Below are 18658 nucleotides of genomic sequence, written 5' to 3'. Positions count from 1 at the left end.
GCGTGGTCGCGACAAAGTTTAACCGTAAGGACAGGATTTCGCCGAATCGGTAGGTAGATACGCTACTTGTGGGAGGGGCTTTCGGCTCTGGCATCCTGCTTCGCTCTACCTCCTGCATCCATGCAGTCGTAGCCGCGAGCTGTTTGGTTGTCGCGGCTAAAGCGGAGTGCCGCCCAGCCCCTCCCACCGTTTCAGTTGGCTTGCTCTTCACGCCGATACGCATAGGTGTCGGCAAAGCGCGACAGCAGGTACTCGGCGCTGGTTACGCTCGGGTACTTGGGTGGGTTGCTGGCGTCTGAGCAGTTCGGCAGGCAGCTGATCTCGGTGTCCGGGTGCGGTTCGGCGAAGAACGGCATGGAGTAGCGATCGACCCCCAACGGGTTGATCACCCGGTGCGGCGTTGAGGTGTAACGGTCGTTGCTCCAGCGCGCGAGCATGTCGCCGATGTTCACCACAAAGCTGTCGGCAAGCGGCGGCGCGTCGATCCACTGGCCATCGCGGTGGCGCACCTGCAGGCCGCCGGCGTCGTCTTGGTAGAGCAGGGTGATGCAACCGTAATCGGTGTGTTCACCCGCGCCTTGCTGTTCGGCACTGCTGGCGGTGTGGCGCGGCGGGTAGTGGATCATCCGTAGCACGCTGATCGGCTCATGGAAACGCGTGTCGAAAAAGTCGCGGTCTATATCCAGGGCGATCGTCATGGCGCGCAGCAGGGTTTGCGCCAGCGCCTGCATATCGGCGTAGTGCTGTTCCATCAGGGTTTCCCAACCGGGCAGGTCGGGATGCCGATTGGCGCCGCGCAGCGGTTTGCCGGCCAGCACTTCAGGGTGATTCAGGTCCATATGGAAACCCATGTCGAAGGTTTCCTTGAGATCGCTCGGTTTGCTTGGGTCCAGCTGCTCGGTGGCAATCGCGCCGTAGCCCCGGTGATGGGCTGTCTGGGTGATGTCGATCTTGAGTTTTTCGGCCGCCGGTAGGGCGAAGAAGGTCTTGGCTGCAGTCAGCAGTTCGTCGATACGCGCCGGGCTGATCGGGTGGCCGGTGATGTAGAAAAATCCCCACTCGCGGCAGGCGTGGTCGATCTGCTCGGCCACGACGGGCCAGGCGGATGGATCGTCGCTGTAGAGCGGGGCTATGTCGATGATGGGCAGGCGGTTCATTAAAAGCTCCGGGATGTTGCTGCGAGTCTTCTCGTACCCAGGGCAGCGAATAAGAGCGCCCCGTTTACGGGGCACCCTTTTGATGCGGTTCTGTCAGAGGGCAGGGACGGCATCGGTGTTATGTGTGGAAGGGGCAGATTTTCGCGGCTAAAGCCCCTCCCACAGCCCTACGTTTACTTGGGCAATTCAGCCTTCACGTTTTTCACGTAGTAGTTCATCGAGGCCAGTTCGGCGTTGGTGGCGGCGACGCCGGCCGGGATTTTCTCGACGCCGCTCTGGTCCTTGATCGGGCCGGTAAACGGGTGGAAGGCGCCGCTCTTGATGTCGGCGATGATCTGCTCGGCTTCGGTTTTCACGTCCGCCGGCACCAAATCGCTGATCGGCAGTTTGATGGTTTCTTCGGTCAGGCCGCCCCAGAAATCTTCGGATTTCCAGGTGCCGTCGATCACGGCCTGAGTGGATTTGACGTAGTGCGGGCCCCAGTCGTTGACGATCGAGGTGAGCACGGCCTTCGGCCCGAAGTGCGCCATGTCCGAGGCATAGCCCACGGCATACACGCCGCGACGTTCGGCGGTCTGGATCGGTGCCGGGCTGTCTGTGTGCTGGAACATCACGTCCACGCCTTGGTCGATCAGCGCGTTGGCTGCGTCGGACTCCTTGCCCGGATCGAACCAGGAGTTGACCCATACCACCTTGATCTCAGTGCCGGGGTTGTACTTGTCCAGCGCCAGTTGAATGGCGTTGATGTCGCGGATCACTTCCGGGATCGGGAAGGAGGCGACGTAGCCGACTTTCTTGGTCTTGGTCATCTTCGCCGCGAGGTATCCGCCGACGTAACGGCCTTCATAGGAGCGCGACAGGTAGGTGCCGAGGTTCTTGTCCTGCTTGTAGCCGGTGGCGTGCTCGAAGGTCAGCTTGGGGAATTGCTTGGCCACTTTCAGCGTCGGGTTCATATAGCCGAACGAGGTGGTGAAGATCAGGTCATAACCACCCTTGGCCATGTTGCGAATCACCCGCTCGGCGTCCGCACCTTCAGGGACGTTTTCCACGTAGCTGGTTTCAACCTGGTCGCCGAGCTGTTTGATCACCGCCTGACGGCCCTGCTCATGCTGGTAAGTCCAGCCGTGGTCGCCAATTGGGCCAATGTAGACAAAGCCGACCTTCAACGGATCGGCGGCAGATGCGCCCAATGTGGCGCTAAAGCCAAGGGCGGCAACGAGGGCGCGCAGCAGCGGTTTTTTGCTCTTCTCAAACATGGTTGGCGGAACTCCGATAGGTGTGGGTACGGTGTGGTTAAACAGCTGCCAGTTGAATTGCAAAAAACTGACCAACTGGACAATTAGCGCTGTGGGCCGCGTAAAAACGCAGAACCCCGCCGAAGCGGGGTTCTGTGGGGGGGCTGTGCTGGTGCGTCAGGTGCTGCTTGTGCTGCCTACTGGTGCGTGAGTGTCAGTGCCCTGGCTGCCACGGCTTGCCCAGTGATACCGGGGCAAACAGGCGGGTTTTGATCGCATCGCGCGACAGCAGGACCAGCACCAGAATGGTTGCCACATAGGGCAGCATCGCCAGCAGGTTGGAGGGGATCGACAGGCCGATGCCCTGCGCCACCAAGTGGATGATGCTGGCCAGGCCGAACAGGTAGGCCCCAAGCAGCACACGGAATATCCGCCAGCTGGCAAACACCACCAAGGCTAGGGCGATCCAGCCGCGCCCGGCGGTCATGTTTTCCGCCCACATCGGCGTGTAGGCCAGCGACAGGTAACCGCCCGCCAAGCCGGCCATGGCTCCGCCGAACAGCACTGCCAAGGTGCGCACGCGCAATACCGGCAAGCCCATGGCGCTGGCCGCGTCGGGGTTTTCACCGACCGCCTGGATGATCAAACCGATGCGGCTTTTCAGCAGCACCCAAGCGACTAAACCGAACAGGGCGAAGGACAGGTAAACCAGAATGTCCTGGGCAAACAGCATGCGCCCGATCAGCGGAATGTCGCTGAGCAGTGGAAGGGCGATGGGCTCGAAACCGGCCAGCGGTTTGCCGACCCAGGCCGCGCCAACAAAGGTCGACAGGCCAACGCCAAAGATGGTCAGCGCCAGGCCGGTGGCCACCTGATTGGCGTTAAAGCCCAGCGCCACGGCGGCGAACAGCATCGACAGCAGCATGCCGGCGCTCATCGCCAGCAGCACGCCGAGCCACAGGTTGCCGGTGCTCAGGGCGACGATAAAACCGATCACCGCGCCGAACAGCATCATGCCTTCCTGGCCGAGGTTGAGCACGCCGCTCTTCTCGCAGATCAGTTCACCCAATGCCACCAGCAGCAGCGGCGTACCGGTGCGCACCATGGCGTAGAAAATATTGCTTATTAGGTCGAGATCCATCTGGAATTCCTCTGCGTATAGCTTTTATAGGAGCGAGGGGGACGCCCAGTTCTTGCTCGCGATTAGTGTCGCGACGGATCGCGAGCAAGCGGTACGTCGCCCGGCCGCTCCCACAGGTTCTTTGTTAGGCCAGGGCCTCGGTGTTGGTTTTGGCTTTGCGCTGCGCCCAAGCCCACTTCAGCCGTGGCCGATAGAGGATCAGCACATCGCAGGCGAGCAGGAAGAACAGCATCATGCCTTGGAACAGTTGGGTGATCGCCTGGGGCAGGTTCATGGTCATCTGCGCGTTTTCACCGCCCAGGTACAGCAGGGCCATGAGCAGGCTGGCGAAGACAATGCCGAGCGGATTCAGGCGGCCGAGAAAGGCCACGGTGATCGCCGCATAGCCGTAACCGGGTGAGACCTGCGGCACCAGTTGGCCAATCGGCCCGGCCACTTCACCGACACCCGCCAGGCCAGCCAGGCCGCCGCTGACCAGCAGGGCAAACCACACCAGGCGCTTCTCGCGAAAACCAACGAAACCGGCAGCGCGACGGTCGAGGCCGAGCACCTTGATCTGAAAACCAAGAAAGCTCTTGTGCAGCAATACCCACACCGCCACCAAGGCCAGCAGGGCGAAATACAAACCGGCGTGCAGGCGGCCGTCTTCGCTCACCAGCGGCAGGCGGCTGGCATCGCCGAACATCGCCGACTCAGGGAAGTTGAAACCGGCCGGGTCTTTCAGCGGGCCATGCACGAAGAACAGCAGCAGGTTCAGCGCGATGTAGTTGAGCATGATGCTGGTGAGGATTTCGTTGGCATTGAACTGCGTGCGCAGCCAGGCGGTCAGACCGCCCCAGGCCGCGCCCGCCGCCACGCCGGCGAGCACCACCCAGACCAGCGCCCAGCGGCTGTCCCAGTCGATGATCTGGATCGCCATGGCGCTGCCGGCAAGCGCGCCGAGCAGCAGTTGACCTTCTGCGCCGATGTTCCAGATGCGCGCCTGGTAGGCCACCGCCAGGCCGAGGGCGCAGAGCAGAATCGGTAGCGCCTTGACCAGCAGTTCGGATACGCCATACCAATCGGCCAGCGGCGCAATCAGCAGGGTGTGTAGGGTGTCCAGCGGGTCGTGGCCGAGCAGGGCGAATAACAGCGCGCCACTGCACAGGGTCAGCACGGCGGCGAGCAGCGGCGATAACCAGAGCATGGCGCGCGATTGCTGACCGCGCGGTTCGAGGGATAACAGCATGGAAAACTCCGTCAGCTCAGGCTGGCAGCAGCGGCTGCCGGCGTGCTTGTAATAGGGGGAAGCGGGGCGAACTCGCCGGCCATCCAGCGGCCGACTTCTACCGCTTCGGTTTCTGCGGTTGCGGCCAGGGGCGAGAGCTTGCCGCTGCACAGCGCACCGATGCGGTCGCTGATCTGGAACAGCTCGTCGAGGTCTTCGGAGATCACCAGAATCGCCGCACCGGCATCTCGCAGGGCAATCAGCGCGCGATGGATCGCCGCCGCTGCGCCCACGTCCACACCCCAGGTTGGGTGCGCGGCCACCAGCAGTTTGGGGTTCTGCAAAATCTCGCGTCCGAGGATAAATTTTTGCAGGTTGCCGCCGGACAGGCTGCGCGCGGGTGCATCGGCATCCGGCGTTTTCACCGCAAAGCGCTGGATGATTGCTTCGGCCAAGGCGCGGACCTTGCTGCGCTGAATCAGCCCTTTGCTGATTAAACCTTGCTGGAAAGCGGTGAGCAGGGCGTTATCACTCAGGCTCATGTCCGGCACTGCGCCGTGGCCCAACCGTTCAGCCGGGACAAAGGCCAGGCCCAGTTTGCGCCGTGCATCCGGGTATAGGTCGGCGATGGGGTGCGTGTCGAGGCTGATGCGTTCGCGCTCGCTGCGCGGCAGGCGGGTTTCACCACTGAGCAGGGCTAGTAATTCGTCCTGACCATTGCCGGCAACCCCGGCGATGCCGACGATTTCGCCGCTGCGCACTTCCAGACGGATCTGGTTGAGGGTGCAGCCGAACGGGTCGGCGTTGTGCCAGCTGAGGTCATCCACACGTAAACGTGGCAGGCCGCCACTGGCTTTCGGGTAACTGCTTTCCAGTCCTTCGGCGTCACCGACCATCAGCCGCGCCAGCTGCAGATCGCTGCATTCGGCCGGTATGCAATGCCCCGATACCTTGCCGCCGCGCAGCACCGTGGCGCTCTGGCACAGGGCGCGCACTTCGCCGAGCTTGTGGCTGATAAACAGAATGCTGCAGCCCTCGGCCGCCAGACGGCGCAGCGTAACGAACAGTTCGTCGGCCTCCTGCGGGGTCAGCACCGAGGTCGGCTCATCAAGAATCAGCAGTTGGATGTCCTGCATCAGGCAGCGGACGATCTCCACCCGTTGCCGCTCGCCGATGGACAGGCTGTGCACCAGTCGGCCCGGTTCCAGGGCCATGCCGTAACGCTGCGACACCTCGCGAATCTTCGGCTCCAGCTGTTTCGGTGTGCCGGCCGCTGCGCCCATGGCCAAGGCGATGTTCTCTGCCACCGTCAGGGTCTCGAACAGCGAGAAATGCTGGAACACCATGCCCACACCCAGGCGGCGCGCCATGGCCGGGTCGCGCATCTTCAGTGGCTCACCTTGCCAGCGAATCTCGCCACTGTCGGGTTGGGTAACGCCATAGATGATTTTCATCAGTGTGCTTTTGCCAGCACCGTTCTCGCCGAGCAGCGCATGGATTTCCCCAGGCGCGATGCTCAGGTCGATACGGTCATTGGCCAGGCAGCCGGGGTAGCGCTTGCTGATACCGCTCAGCTGCAAGCGTGGAATAGCAGGGGAAATGGACATAGACAGAGGCTCGGAAATGACAACTGCCCGAGCTAAAGCAAAAAGCTGGCCAGTGAGTCAGAAAAGCCTGCTGGCGGCGTCGATGCGAGCCCTGCCGTAATACCACGCCATTAAGTGGCCCTGGCTTGGTGCAAGGCGACGAGATGCTGGTGCGTTTTGGCGCAGTGCAGAGCGTTGCGCCAGGATTTAGAGCGGCCGCAGCTCACTCCGCCCACGGCTGATATCCGCCAGTAGCCGCTGCAACTCGGCGACCCGTGGCGCGGGGAGTGCCAGGTGCAGTTCAGCCCCTGCGGCGTCGTAGGTTTCGCGTTCCAGCAGGCAGTCGAGTTCCGCCAGGCGCGCCTTGAGCAGCGGCAGTTCGGCGAACAGGCAGTGGCAGCGGAACTGCTCGCGGGCGACTAACTCGATGCGCGGTGCGCTTTGCAGGCACTTATTGGCACTGCCGCCATAGGCGCGAGCGAGGCCGCCGGTGCCGAGTTGGATGCCGCCGTAAAAGCGAATCACCAGCACCGCCACCTGATCCATCTCCTGGGCGTCGATGGCGGCGAGGATCGGCCGGCCTGCGGTGCCGCCGGGCTCGCCGTCATCGCTGAAGCGGTACTGCTGGCCCACCTTCCAGGCCCAGCAGTTATGGCTGGCGCTGGCGTCGCTGTGCGCGGCGATAAACGCCTGCGCCTCGGCTGCGCTGGTAACCGGCGCGGCGAGGGCGATAAAGCGGCTTTTGCGAATTTCCTCGCGGTACTCGCACGGTTCGAGCAGGGTGAAGGGCATCAGGCGTCTTGGGTGGGCGGGGTCAGACCACAGCCTTTGAGGATGATGGTAATCAGCTGGTCGGCGGCTTCTTCGTAATCGGCTTTCACCAGGCGCGAGCGACCGGTGACGCGGCAGATCTGTGAAGCAAAGTCGGCGTAATGTTGGGTGCTGCCCCACAGCAGGAAGATCAGGTGCACCGGGTCCACGGGGTCCATCTTGCCGGCGGCGCTCCAGGCTTCGAACACTGCGGCGCGGCCGCGGAACCAGGCCTGGTAATCCTGATTGAGCATCTGCGAGAGGTGCTCGCCACCGCTGATCACTTCCATGGCGTAGATGCGCGAGGCTTTCGGGTGGCGGCGGGAAAATTCCATCTTGGCGCGGATATAGGCGGCCAGCGCCTCGGCGGGGTCGTCGTCCACGGTCAGGTTGTTGAAGGTGTTGTCCCACAGCTCAAGGATGTTCACCAGCACCGCCTGATACAGCCCCAGCTTGTTGCTGAAGTAGTAATGCAGGTTGGCCTTGGGCAGGCCAACGTTCTGCGCGATGGTGTTCATGCTGGTGCCTTTGAAGCCGTGGCGGGCGAACTCTTCCTCGGCGGCCTTGATGATCGCTTCTTCGTTTTTCTGCCGAATGCGGCCGGCAGGTTTGGTCGTCGGATCGGCTCGGTGCGCAAGTACTTCAACAGTCATGGGCGGTTCCGCAGTGGTCAGGTTTTCGGACGACTGCACTGATAACCCAGAGCCGCCGAGGTGACAAGCGCGAGGGGCAGAAAAAGCTGGTTAAGCGCCATTTGCCGGGCCTTGTGCACTGTCTTTGTGCGGAAAACGACGCGTAACAGCCGGTTGTGCAGTGATCCAATGCGCTGCGGATCAACAGGCCGTTGAAAAACGTAGGCGAGGCAGGCAAGACAAGGCAAAAACAGGCGAGGAAGCGGAGTTTACGAGCTGTAAATGAGCATTCCGAGCCTGTTTTTAACGCCGTATTGCCAACGCAGGTAGTTTTGCAGCGGCCTGTTAACCTTCGGCCAGGGCCTCCAGAAAGCTCTCCAGTACCAGATGCGGACGGCGGCCTTTGCGCGTCACTGAGGCCAGGCTGATGTCATAGAAGCGGCTGGCCGGCTTCAGCACGCGCAGGCGGCCCTGCTGCACCCAGGCCTGGGCGTAATGGTCGGGCAGGTAACCGATATAGCGCCCGGTGAGGATAAGAAAGGCCATGCCTTCGCGGTCTGAGGCGCTGGCGGTGCAATTGAGCGCCTGGTAGTGACTCTGCACTTCGGGCGGTAGGCGGAAGGTCGGCGCGATGGCTTCCTGAGCGTTCAGCCGTTCATCCTCCAACTGTTGATCATCGACGTAGAACAGCGGGTGGCCGACCGCGCAGTAGAGCAGCGAGCGCTCGTCGTACAGCGCCTGGTAATCCAACCCGGACAGCGCCGTGACCTGCGGCACCACGCCGATGTGCAGGCGGCCGTCGAGCACGCCTTGCTCCACCTCACTCGGCGGCGTCATGCGGATGTGGATATGCACATCCGGGCCGCGCTCCTTCAACCGCGCCAAGGCATTGGTGATGCGCATATGCGGTACCGTCACCAGGTTGTCGGTCAGGCCGATATTCAGCTCGCCGCGCAGGTGCTGGTGCAGGCCGTTGACCTCGGTGCGAAAGCTCTCCAGCGCCGCCAGCAACTGCTGGGTACTCTGGTAGACCTCGCGGCCCTCTTCGGTCAGGGCAAAGCCGGCGCGGCCGCGTTGGCACAGGCGCAGCCCGAGGCGTTGTTCCAAGTCGCTCATCTGCTGGCTGATCGCCGAGCGGCCGATGCCCAAAGCGCTTTCCGCCGCAGAAAAACCGCCGCACTCCACCACGCTGCGAAACAGCTTGAGCAGGCGGATATCAAAGTCGCTGACTTGGGCCAGTGGGTCGGGGCGGCGAGTGCTCATGGTGAGGTGCTCATGGTGAGGTCTTTGTTTAGCAGTCGCTTAACTAAAGATATGAAGAGTCATGTTTTCCTGACTCTAAGCCCGTGGCACCTTTACTGGCAACAGATTCGACTTCACCGCTTCAATCGCCCACACCGAGGCCACCATGAACATGCCGCAGATCGAAGTCCCATCCCTCGCCAGCCAGCTCAAGCTGGATGCGCACTGGATGCCGTTTTCCGCCAACCGCAACTTCAAGCGTGACCCACGCCTGATTGTCGGTGCCGACGGTAACTACTTTATCGATGACAAGGGCCGTCGCGTGTTCGACAGCCTGTCCGGTCTGTGGACCTGCGGTGCCGGGCACAACCGTAAAGAAATTCAGGAAGCCGTGGCCAAGCAGTTGGGCACCCTGGATTACGCGCCGGGCTTCCAATACGGCCACCCGCTGTCCTATCAGCTGGCCGAGAAAATCACCGAGCTGACCCCGGCCGGCCTCGATCACGTGTTCTACACCGACTCCGGTTCCGAGTGCGCCGACACCTCGGTGAAGATGGCCCGCGCCTACTGGCGCTTGAAAGGCCAGCCGAGCAAAACCAAATTTATTGGCCGCGCCCGTGGTTATCACGGTGTGAACATCGCCGGCACCTCGCTGGGCGGCATCGGCGGCAACCGCAAGATGTTTGGCCAGATGATGGACGCCGACCACCTGCCACACACCCTGCAGTCGCACCTGGCCTTCACCAAGGGCATGGCGGCCACCGGTGGCGTGGAATTGGCCAACGAACTGCTGAAACTGATCGAACTGCACGACGCCTCGAACATCGCCGCCGTGATTGTCGAGCCGATGTCCGGCTCCGCCGGGGTGATCGTGCCGCCAGTCGGCTACCTGCAGCGCCTGCGTGAGATCTGCACCCAGCACAACATCCTGCTGATCTTCGACGAAGTGATCACCGCCTACGGCCGTATGGGCAAGTGGACCGGTGCCGAGTTCTTCGGCGTGGTGCCGGACATCATGAACACCGCCAAGCAAGTGACCAACGGCGCTATTCCGCTGGGCGCAGTGATCGCTTCCAGCGAGATCTACAACACCTTTATGAACCAGGCGATCCCCGAGCACATGGTCGAGTTCGGCCACGGCTACACCTACTCGGGCCACCCGGTGGCCTGCGCCGCCGGCCTGGCAACCCTGGAGCTGCTCAAACGCGACAACCTGATCGAGCAGTCCGCCGCCCTGGCACCGATCTTTGAAGAGAAGCTGCACAGCCTCAAAGGCAGCAAGAACGTCGTCGACATCCGCAACTGCGGCCTGGCCGGCGCGATCCAGATCGCCCCGCGTGACGGCGACCCGGTGATCCGCCCGTTCGAGGCCGGTATCAAACTGTGGAACGCCGGTTTCTACGTACGCTTCGGCGGCGACACCCTGCAGTTCGGGCCAACCTTCAACACCAAGCCCGAGCAGCTGGACTCCTTGTTCAACGCCGTGGGCGAAGTTCTTAGCACGCTGGATTAACAAACACCGATCACCGTAGGGCGGATGGCGCTTTTTCCATCCGCCGCAGGCAAACCTCAAGGTGGATGGGTGAAGCGTCATCCACCCTACGGGAACAGCCCACTTTTCCTGCAGGTGCCAGCCGTTCGGTGCCTGCAAAAACAAGATCCGTTATTAAGGTATTGCCATGACCCTCGTTAACCACCTGATCCACGGCGAACTGACCGCCGGCACTGGCCGCAGCGCTGACGTGTTCAACCCGTCCACTGGTGCCGTGACCAAGCAAGTGGCCCTGGCCGACCGCGCCACCCTGCAACTGGCCATCGACTCGGCCAAGAGCGCCTTCCCGGCCTGGCGCAACACCCCGCCCGCCAAACGCGCCCAGGTGATGTTCCGCTTCAAGCAGCTGCTGGAGCAGCACGAAGCGACCATCGCCAAGCTGATCAGCGAAGAGCATGGCAAAACCCTGGAAGACGCCGCCGGTGAACTCAAACGCGGCATCGAGAACGTCGAATTCGCCTGCGCCGCCCCGGAAATCCTCAAGGGCGAGTACAGCCGCAACGTCGGCCCGAATATCGACGCTTGGAGCGATATGCAGCCTATCGGCGTCGTGGCCGGCATCACCCCGTTCAACTTCCCGGCCATGGTGCCGCTGTGGATGTACCCGCTGGCCATCGTCTGCGGCAACTGCTTTATCTTGAAGCCGTCCGAGCGTGACCCAAGCTCCACCCTGTATATCGCCCAACTGCTGATCGAGGCCGGTCTGCCGAAAGGCGTACTCAACGTGGTGCATGGCGACAAGGAAGCGGTGGATGCGCTGATCGAAGCGCCAGACGTCAAAGCCCTGAGCTTTGTTGGCTCCACGCCGATTGCCGAATACATCTACAGCGAAGGCACCAAGCGCGGTAAGCGTGTCCAGGCCCTGGGCGGCGCGAAGAACCACGCCGTGCTGATGCCCGATGCCGATCTGGACAACGCCGTCAGCGCACTGATGGGTGCGGCCTACGGTTCCTGCGGCGAGCGCTGCATGGCCATCTCCGTGGCCGTGTGCGTAGGCGACCAGATCGCCGATGCGCTGGTCGAGAAGATCGTGCCGCAAATCAAGGCGCTGAAAATCGGCGCTGGCACCTCCTGCGGCCTGGACATGGGCCCGCTGGTTACCGGCGCAGCGCGTGACAAGGTCAAAGGCTACATCGATGCAGGCGTGGCCCAGGGCGCACGCCTGGTGGTCGACGGTCGAGACTTGGTGGTTGCCGGCAACGAAAACGGTTTCTTCGTCGGCGGCACCCTGTTCGACAAGGTGACCCCGCAGATGTCCATCTACACCGACGAAATCTTCGGCCCCGTGCTGTGCATCGTCCGCGTCGGCAGCCTGGAAGCGGCCATGCAACTGATCAACGACCACGAATACGGCAACGGCACCTGCATCTTCACCCGCGACGGTGAAGCCGCGCGCCTGTTCTGCGACGAAATCGAAGTCGGCATGGTCGGCGTCAATGTACCGCTGCCCGTACCGGTCAGCTACCACAGCTTCGGCGGCTGGAAGCGCTCGCTGTTCGGCGACCTGCACGCCTACGGCCCGGACGGTGTGCGCTTCTACACCCGCAAAAAAGCCATCACCCAGCGCTGGCCGCAGCGCGCCTCGCATGAGGCGGCGCAGTTCGCTTTCCCGAGTAATGGTTAAGTAATACCCAGGGGGCTGATCGCAGGGTCAGCCCCCTTTTTTTAATATGGATGACGGCTTGTAGGAGGGGCTTTCGGCTCTGGCATCCTGCTTCGCGATCCACAGGGATGTGGTGAATGCCGCAGACCCGCCGGGAGCGGGTGCGGCCCTACCTCCTGCATCCATGCAGTCGTAGCCGCGCGCTTTGCGACCCTCGCACAGACGTAGGTTGGGTTGAGGAGCGGAGTGACGAAGCCCAACGAGCGATAGTAATGCCTGTTGGGCTTCGCGGCGTTCAGCGGAACGCCGCCCGACTCAACCTACCGATTGCATGCAGCACGTAATGGATACATAGCGATAGCTTTACGCAACAAACCAGCCGCGCGGGCGCGGCGTTGGTGCAGTGACCGCAGGTTACGGCACCCCTTGGGTGAGCGGGTTCAGGGTTTCCTGGCCCGCAAGCCCGCTCTCCCAAGGGCAGCCCACTTCAATGACTAATGAAGAGGACTCCTTGCAATGAGCAAACCCATGATTGGCCTTCCCCTGTGCCGTTGGCAGCTGACCAGCCGTGATATTGGCTGGTTTCACCTGGTCGGCGAGAAGTACATCCACGCCGTCACCGGCTTCGGTGCCTTCCCGCTGATGATCCCGGCTTTTGGCGATGATCTGGACATGGACACGGTGCTGGATAGCGTCAGCGGCATCATGTTCGGCGGCTCGCTCTCCAACGTGCACCCCAGTTTCTACGGCGACGACCACCCCGGCCTAGGCCTGGCCGACAAGCCCCGCGATGCAACCGTTCTGCGTCTGCTGCGCGCCTGTATTGACCGCGGCATTCCCTTCCTCGGCATCTGCCGGGGCATGCAGGAAATGAACGTGCTGTTCGGCGGCACCCTGCACCGTGAAGTGCATGCGGTTGAGGGGCGGCTTGATCACCGTGAGGTGAAGGACGTACCGGATGACGTGGCCTACGGCCCGATCCACAACGTGGCCCTGACCGAGGGCGGCGTGCTGCATTCGCTGTTTGGCGAGCGGCAGATCAAGGTCAACTCGCTGCACGGTCAGGGCATCGATCGCCTCGGCGAGGGCTTGCAGGTTGAAGCTGTGGCCGAGGATGGGCAGATCGAGGCGGTCAGTGTGATTGGGGCCAAGGCGTTTGCTGTTGGGGTGCAGTGGCATCCTGAGTATCGCTATTGGGAGAAGGCGGATTACAACGCGCTGTTGGAGGCGTTTCATCAGGCGGCGAGGGAATATCAGGGGAAGAAGCTTGGGCGTCGTAGCGAGGCGGCGGTGGCCTAAACGCTGGGCTAGTAATCGAATAAAATGCCCGTCGATTGACGGGCATTTTATTTATGGAAAATGTTTGTTTAGAAATGCTATTGCATCAGTAATAGGTGTTCAATCAAAAGTTCCACACAGTGCTATATGCTTTTTCTGCAAGAGCGTTTGTGCGCTCGGTGATTTTTTCCTCATCCCATTTTGTCGCATTGATTATATATTCATCGAGTTTTACTCCATGAGATAGCAGTATTTCTTTTTTTGATGAAAAGTCTTTGTTTGCGAGTTTTTCGTTAAGGCTTTGATCTATGAGTATGAGGTTTCCGAGCTTTCCTACAATCTTGTCTTCCAGTTTTTTAATGCTTTTAGGGTTTTCTGGGTATAAGTGTTCAATTGTCATGTTCTCATAGTCTACTGGGTAGCCTACATGCTCATGCCTGTGCATTGTTGAAAGTATATATTGGGCTAGTCGTTTTTGTTTGCTAAGTTTCTTTGTGTATAAAACTTGAGAAAAATTAACTGAGAACTCTTCGTAGCTTGGTATTCTTTGACGAAGCTTATCTTTTAATTCGTTTATTACTAGGTTCTTGGCTTGAGTGTCTTCTGCTTTGCTCAGCCGTTTGGCATAGGAGGCATACATCTGAGATACGCCGCCGGAAGATCTTTGTGATGTGATTGTGGTAAATATAAAATGGAATCTTGATATGGCGGAAATCATGCGCTCAGCAGATGCCTTACTTAAGTCGCCGGCAAAGTATTCTCTGAGGACAGATAGTACTGTTGGAGTTTGCAGTTTTACTCTGAATAGATTCAGGGCTTCAATTCCTAGCACAATATTCGATTCTTCTTTTTTCCAAGTTCTAAATTCTGGTTCATGTATGGCTCTATAAGTTTCTGAGTCTTGGATTAGCTGCTCAAGGAAAGACTTTGCTTCATCTTTGCCAACTGTTTTTTTGATTTCTTTGAATAGTTTCTTTTGCGTTATGAAATCAAATTTCGATAGCCAGAAGTGATGGAGAAATGAGTCGATATCGAGGTCGGCGTTTGACTCTTCAATTACTTTTCTTAGGTGGGACCATTTCTCTTTGGTTGCATCTACATTTGAATTATGTGCTTTTAAAAGTTTTGATAAGTGGTTTTTGATTAGGTCTGAGCAGTTTAAATCTTTTCCTCGTGTGTTTAGTGTTTCAAATATTAAATACGCGTCATCTTCATTGTCTAGTTCAATGAATATTACTTTTAAATCTAACAGGCGATCTCGTATGGATTTAAGTCTTGAGTATATTCTTTCGCTAGTAGGGTCGGGTGATGGTGTTTCTTTTATGACTTTTATTTCGCTGTTTATTAATTCTTCTGTAAGTTTTAGTGCGTTTTGTAGGGTTTTTTCTTCTTCAAGCGGGGTTATTATTAAATCAGGAGGTCCAAATTTTTGAATGTGCTCCTGCATATATGGGTAAGATGATTCTGTTGTTAGTACGTACTCTGGGATGTTGTCAATGTTGTTGCGTTCAATTAAGGAGTGAACGCCAAGTGCCAGGTCTTTAAATTCCAAATCATTCATTACGTTACGTAATGTGGATAGCATTATGGTTAGGGTCGTCAGTCGTTGCTGTCCATCCACTACACCGTAATATCCCTTTTCTTGTCGGTATACCACCATTGAACCGATGAAGTAGTCATCATCACTCTCGACTACGATGTCATTCCAGAAGTCGAGAACATGTTCTTTTTCCCAGCTATAAGGACGTTGAAATCTAGGTATTCCATAGTATCCGGATTGTAGTATTGATCTTACGTCTTTATCAGTTGATTCAATTTTCAATTGGCACCTCTAGAGTATTTGGGTGTCTGCGAAGTTTGTTGGTTTTACTTGTTCTAGAAGACGTGGCGTATGTTTTCCGTGACTGTTTAATACACCGTGACAACGTTTTTCGCCCTTACGGCGAGTTACTTTCTCTTTGTCGGCGTCTATTAATACGGCGAGGTGTTTTTGCTGCCGAGCGGGGCTGGGTTTGGCGGCCATGCTTCTTCCTTGAATAGCGTTGGCTCGACCTTACTGCTAATGGGTGGCAATGCGCCATAGTTTGCGTATTGGCTTTTGGTCTTGGGCCGGTGTGTATCCGCCGCTTATGCGTTGTTGCTAGTAATGGTTCCGCCCTTACGGCGGGTCACTTCTGGCAGACGCCCCAGAAGTAACCAAGAGGTCTTGCCCCTTGCATCCGGGTCTCGCTGCGCTCGACTTCCCTCGTTCCATCATTGCTCCAGGGGCCCGCCGCGAAGGGCCATCCCTGGCCCATCACGGCTCTCGCGGCATCCATGCCGCTCAACCCCTTACGCAACGATTCCACTCGGCCTCCTGATGGGGCGTTTGGCATCGTCTGTGAGATTGGTGTTTTAGAAGCAAAGCAAACTGTGTAGCGGGCTTGCCCGCGATGCTTCTGCTGTTGCTCTGCTTTTGCCTTTCGCTCTGCCTTCCACAAATCGCCTAGGCAATGCGGTCCCCGAATCCCGTCAGGAGGCCGAGTGGAGGTGCTGTGGAGAGGGGCGTTTGGCATGGAGGCCAAACGAGGCATGTCGGGCCATGGATGGCCCGTCTTGCCGACCCTCGGAACAGCACCGGAGCGAGGGGAGTTGAGCGCAGCGAAACCCGGATGCCGGGCGCGCTTTCTCTTTGGTTACTTTCTCTTTCGCGCGAGCAAAGAGAAAGTAACTCGCCGTAAGGGCGAAACCCTTAATCCGCGTCACCGCTGCGGCGGCGGAATACCTGCGATCAACCAGCCACCGATTTACCGCAACAGTCGCTTTCGCGCTGCCGCTGTGTCGTGGTGAGGCCAGCGCTGGCGCTGTCATACGCCTTAACTATCCTCTACAAGCGCCGATAGAGCGTATTACTGGCCAGCTAGAAGGCGATGTCCCATGAATATCAAATCCAAACTGTTGCTGAGCTTTCTGGTGGCAACCCTGATTCCGGTGCTGGTGGTGGCGCTGCTGACGATTCGCAATGTCACGCAGCAGGCTAAAGAGAACTTTCTGGTCGCCAGCAGCCTGGATATGAAGCTGGTGAACAACAGCTTTGCCACCTTCTTTGATTCGGTGGGCTACACCGTTTCTGCCCTGGCGGAATACCCCGCGGTGCAGGATGCCCAGAACGGCGAGCTGACCACCTACTTCGGTGAGGCGCGCAAGCCGGGTCAGGTGGCTACCGCCAATGGTGGACGGGAGAAGCAGATTTTCGATTACTTCTCCAGCATCGGTAAGAACAACCCCACCTTCGGCTACGTGTACATGAGCGATACCAAGGGCGGTTATGTGGAGTGGCCGGGCACCGGGGATTACGGTGATTGGGACCCGCGTACGCGCGAGTGGTACCCCATTGGCAAGGACGCCAACTTCACCCTGGCCCGCCGCGACGGTTATTACTGGGAGCCGGATGACGCGGTGTATGTTTCGGTGCTCAAGGGCTTCAAGGATAACGCCGGGCAGTTTGCCGGGGTGGTGGCGGTGGATGTGTCGCTCAAGGCGCTGACCGATATGGCGCAGAAGGTGCGCTTTGGCGAAACCGGCTTTCTGATGTTGGCGGAGGGCAGCGGCACCTTGCTGGTGGATGGCCTGCAGCCGGACAACAACTTCAAGAAGGTCAGCGAGCTGCCCGGTGAGCACTTTGCGGTTATCGGCAAAACCGAGAACGGCCTGGTCGAGGTGGAGATTGATGGCGTGGCTTATATGGCCAACGTTTATACCTCGCCGGAGCTGGGCTGGAAGTTTGTTGGCTTCAAGCAGGCCGACGAGATTTACGCGAGCGCCCGTGAGCTGACCTGGATCACCCTGATTGTCTGCGTGGTGCTGGTGCTGGTATTTGGCGCGGCTGGGGTGGTGATCGCCAATCGGATCGTCAACCCGATCAATCTGGTGAAGGATGGGTTGCGCACTATCGCCCAGGGTGAGGGTGACCTGACCCGCCGCCTGGACCTGCTCAGCCGCGATGAAACCGGCGAGCTGGCCAAGTGGTTCAATCAGTTTATTGCGTCGATCCAGGGCATGATCAAGGTGATCAAGGAGAACGCCATCAGCATGGATGGCGTTTCCAGCGACACCAACAAGCGCACCACGGCGATGTCCGCCACGCTGCAGCGCCAGTTGAGTTCGGTGGAGCAGATCGTCACGGCGGTGACCGAGATGTCCTCGGCGGCCAATGAGGTGGCCAAGACCTGCGTGCAGACCGCCGAGGTGTCGGAGCAGGGTCTGGCCGCCACGCGCAATGGTAAAGAGGTGATCGCGCGCAGCACGTCCGGGGTCAACAAGCTCGGCACCAGCATCCAGAACTCCAGCAAGGTGATTCAGGAGCTGGAGAAGGAAACGGTCAACATCAATAACATTCTCTCGACCATTCAGCAGATCGCCGAGCAGACCAATTTGCTGGCCTTGAACGCGGCCATCGAAGCCGCCCGCGCGGGCGAGCAGGGCCGTGGGTTTGCGGTGGTGGCCGATGAGGTACGCAATCTGGCCAAGCGCACTCAGGACTCCACCGAGCAGATCAACAATATCCTCAACCTGCTGGTCAACCGCATCAAGGAAGTGACGGTGAGCATGGATCAAAGCCTGGTCGAGTCGGGCAAGGCCATTGGGCTGTCCGATGAGGTGATGGCCGCCTTCGAGAGCATTGAAGGCAAGGTGCAGATGATCCGCGACATGACCATGCAGATCGCCACCGCGACCGAGGAACAGCACCTGGTGACCGAGGAAATCAACCAGAACATCGTCGCCATCAACGACGCGGTAACGCAGATATCCGCTCAAGCTGCCGAGGTGGAGAGCTACGCCCAGGAACAAAGCGGCCTGAGCAGTGAGCTGAAACAGCTGGTGGTACGTTTCCGCACGGAATAAGGCCGGTTGCGTTGAGCCGACTAACCCCAAGAAAAAGCCCCGCAGTTGCGGGGCTTTTTCTATCGGCGATATCCATGGCTGTGCGCAAACTGTATCGCCAATAGCTGGGCGAGTTAACAGGGCGCATCTGTTGCGCATGACGTTGTTCTATTCCGCCCCTTATGATCGCCGGCTTGTTTACTGCACTGGTCAGAGAGGGCCTTACGGATGAAGCGATATCTGCGTCAATGGAATTTCTGGGTGCTCTGCGTGCTGTTGGGTTGCGTGCTGGGGTGCGGGACGTCGGCAAGGCGGATGATCGGGTAGGCGGTAGGCGTGTAATCAGGCTCAG

14 protein-coding genes and 1 pseudogene are annotated in these 18658 nt (G+C 59.2%); 5 read left to right on the top strand and 10 right to left on the bottom strand.

Translation table 11 applies throughout. The features are described from left to right. Nucleotides 1–191 precede the first annotated feature (191 nt). From DBR00_RS08555 to DBR00_RS08515, 8 genes are all read right to left on the bottom strand, one after another. Nucleotides 192–1157, bottom strand: a complete 966-nt coding sequence (locus DBR00_RS08555) for a 2-oxoglutarate and iron-dependent oxygenase domain-containing protein (protein WP_108486026.1) — start codon at nucleotides 1155–1157, stop codon at nucleotides 192–194. Between the two features lie 173 nt (nucleotides 1158–1330). Then, nucleotides 1331–2413, bottom strand: a complete 1083-nt coding sequence (locus tag DBR00_RS08550) for a BMP family ABC transporter substrate-binding protein (protein WP_108486027.1) — start codon at nucleotides 2411–2413, stop codon at nucleotides 1331–1333. Nucleotides 2414–2606: 193 nt separating this feature from the next. Next, on the bottom strand, nucleotides 2607–3533 hold the full coding sequence (locus DBR00_RS08545) for an ABC transporter permease (RefSeq protein ID WP_108486028.1): 927 nt from the start codon (nucleotides 3531–3533) through the stop codon (nucleotides 2607–2609). A 124-nt stretch (nucleotides 3534–3657) separates the two neighbouring features. Beyond that, nucleotides 3658–4761: an ABC transporter permease gene (locus tag DBR00_RS08540; RefSeq protein WP_108486029.1), complete on the bottom strand. Its 1104-nt coding sequence runs from the start codon at nucleotides 4759–4761 to the stop codon at nucleotides 3658–3660. A gap of 11 nt (nucleotides 4762–4772) precedes the next feature. Further along, nucleotides 4773–6353: an ABC transporter ATP-binding protein gene (locus DBR00_RS08535; protein WP_371920638.1), complete on the bottom strand. Its 1581-nt coding sequence runs from the start codon at nucleotides 6351–6353 to the stop codon at nucleotides 4773–4775. A 180-nt stretch (nucleotides 6354–6533) separates the two neighbouring features. Beyond that, nucleotides 6534–7118 (bottom strand): YigZ family protein, encoded by a 585-nt coding sequence (locus DBR00_RS08530; RefSeq protein WP_108486031.1) that lies wholly within the window; start codon nucleotides 7116–7118, stop codon nucleotides 6534–6536. Further along, nucleotides 7118–7789 carry a TetR/AcrR family transcriptional regulator gene (locus DBR00_RS08525; RefSeq protein ID WP_108486032.1) on the bottom strand — a complete coding sequence of 224 codons (672 nt, stop codon included), beginning with the start codon at nucleotides 7787–7789 and terminating at the stop codon, nucleotides 7118–7120. The genes DBR00_RS08530 and DBR00_RS08525 overlap by 1 nt, the downstream gene beginning before the upstream one ends. A 324-nt stretch (nucleotides 7790–8113) precedes the next feature. Then, the gene (locus DBR00_RS08515; protein ID WP_108486033.1) at nucleotides 8114–9031 is read right to left on the bottom strand and encodes a LysR family transcriptional regulator; all 918 of its coding nucleotides are present in this window, start codon (nucleotides 9029–9031) and stop codon (nucleotides 8114–8116) included. 145 nt (nucleotides 9032–9176) lie between these two features. Here DBR00_RS08515 and DBR00_RS08510 point away from each other — a divergent pair, with 145 nt between their 5' ends. From DBR00_RS08510 to DBR00_RS08500, 3 genes are all read left to right on the top strand, one after another. Further along, nucleotides 9177–10523, top strand: coding sequence for an aspartate aminotransferase family protein (locus DBR00_RS08510; protein WP_108486034.1), 1347 nt, complete (start codon nucleotides 9177–9179; stop codon nucleotides 10521–10523). Between the two features lie 166 nt (nucleotides 10524–10689). Further along, a complete protein-coding gene (locus tag DBR00_RS08505; protein ID WP_108486035.1) occupies nucleotides 10690–12186 on the top strand; it encodes a CoA-acylating methylmalonate-semialdehyde dehydrogenase in 1497 nt (498 codons plus the stop codon). Between the two features lie 507 nt (nucleotides 12187–12693). Further along, complete coding sequence (locus DBR00_RS08500) at nucleotides 12694–13464, top strand: gamma-glutamyl-gamma-aminobutyrate hydrolase family protein (protein WP_371920628.1); 771 nt, start codon at nucleotides 12694–12696, stop codon at nucleotides 13462–13464. Between the two features lie 103 nt (nucleotides 13465–13567). Here the strand turns inward: DBR00_RS08500 and DBR00_RS08495 are convergent, their stop codons facing one another. Both DBR00_RS08495 and DBR00_RS20535 read right to left on the bottom strand, forming a co-directional pair. Next, entirely contained in the window at nucleotides 13568–15265 is a 1698-nt protein-coding gene (locus tag DBR00_RS08495) for a DUF262 domain-containing protein (RefSeq protein ID WP_108486037.1), read from the bottom strand. A 9-nt stretch (nucleotides 15266–15274) separates the two neighbouring features. Beyond that, a complete protein-coding gene (locus DBR00_RS20535; RefSeq protein ID WP_146180678.1) occupies nucleotides 15275–15466 on the bottom strand; it encodes a hypothetical protein in 192 nt (63 codons plus the stop codon). Nucleotides 15467–16359: 893 nt separating this feature from the next. On the opposite strand from DBR00_RS20535, the pseudogene DBR00_RS21440 reads away from it, so the two are divergent. Together DBR00_RS21440 and DBR00_RS21435 are read left to right on the top strand one after the other, a co-directional pair. Beyond that, nucleotides 16360–17466: pseudogene (locus DBR00_RS21440) on the top strand (cache and HAMP domain-containing protein); the annotation flags it as partial. A 15-nt stretch (nucleotides 17467–17481) separates the two neighbouring features. Beyond that, a complete protein-coding gene (locus DBR00_RS21435; protein ID WP_371920637.1) occupies nucleotides 17482–18327 on the top strand; it encodes a methyl-accepting chemotaxis protein in 846 nt (281 codons plus the stop codon). Nucleotides 18328–18658: the final 331 nt, after the last annotated feature.

It is taken from the genome of Pseudomonas sp. HMWF032 (assembly GCF_003060885.1).
GTDB lineage: Bacteria > Pseudomonadota > Gammaproteobacteria > Pseudomonadales > Pseudomonadaceae > Aquipseudomonas.
The sequence above is the reverse complement of the archived record's forward strand: the minus strand, read 5'-3'. Positions and strand labels throughout refer to the sequence as shown.

Coding starts and splice junctions, on each gene's coding strand:
- DBR00_RS08555 (WP_108486026.1), bottom strand. CDS start 1,157: ATGAACCGCCTGCCCATCATCGACATAGCCCCGCTCTACAGCGACGAT.
- DBR00_RS08550 (WP_108486027.1), bottom strand. CDS start 2,413: ATGTTTGAGAAGAGCAAAAAACCGCTGCTGCGCGCCCTCGTTGCCGCC.
- DBR00_RS08545 (WP_108486028.1), bottom strand. CDS start 3,533: ATGGATCTCGACCTAATAAGCAATATTTTCTACGCCATGGTGCGCACC.
- DBR00_RS08540 (WP_108486029.1), bottom strand. CDS start 4,761: ATGCTGTTATCCCTCGAACCGCGCGGTCAGCAATCGCGCGCCATGCTC.
- DBR00_RS08530 (WP_108486031.1), bottom strand. CDS start 7,118: ATGCCCTTCACCCTGCTCGAACCGTGCGAGTACCGCGAGGAAATTCGC.
- DBR00_RS08525 (WP_108486032.1), bottom strand. CDS start 7,789: ATGACTGTTGAAGTACTTGCGCACCGAGCCGATCCGACGACCAAACCT.
- DBR00_RS08515 (WP_108486033.1), bottom strand. CDS start 9,031: ATGAGCACTCGCCGCCCCGACCCACTGGCCCAAGTCAGCGACTTTGAT.
- DBR00_RS08510 (WP_108486034.1), top strand. CDS start 9,177: ATGAACATGCCGCAGATCGAAGTCCCATCCCTCGCCAGCCAGCTCAAG.
- DBR00_RS08505 (WP_108486035.1), top strand. CDS start 10,690: ATGACCCTCGTTAACCACCTGATCCACGGCGAACTGACCGCCGGCACT.
- DBR00_RS08500 (WP_371920628.1), top strand. CDS start 12,694: ATGATTGGCCTTCCCCTGTGCCGTTGGCAGCTGACCAGCCGTGATATT.
- DBR00_RS20535 (WP_146180678.1), bottom strand. CDS start 15,466: ATGGCCGCCAAACCCAGCCCCGCTCGGCAGCAAAAACACCTCGCCGTA.
- DBR00_RS21435 (WP_371920637.1), top strand. CDS start 17,482: ATGATCAAGGTGATCAAGGAGAACGCCATCAGCATGGATGGCGTTTCC.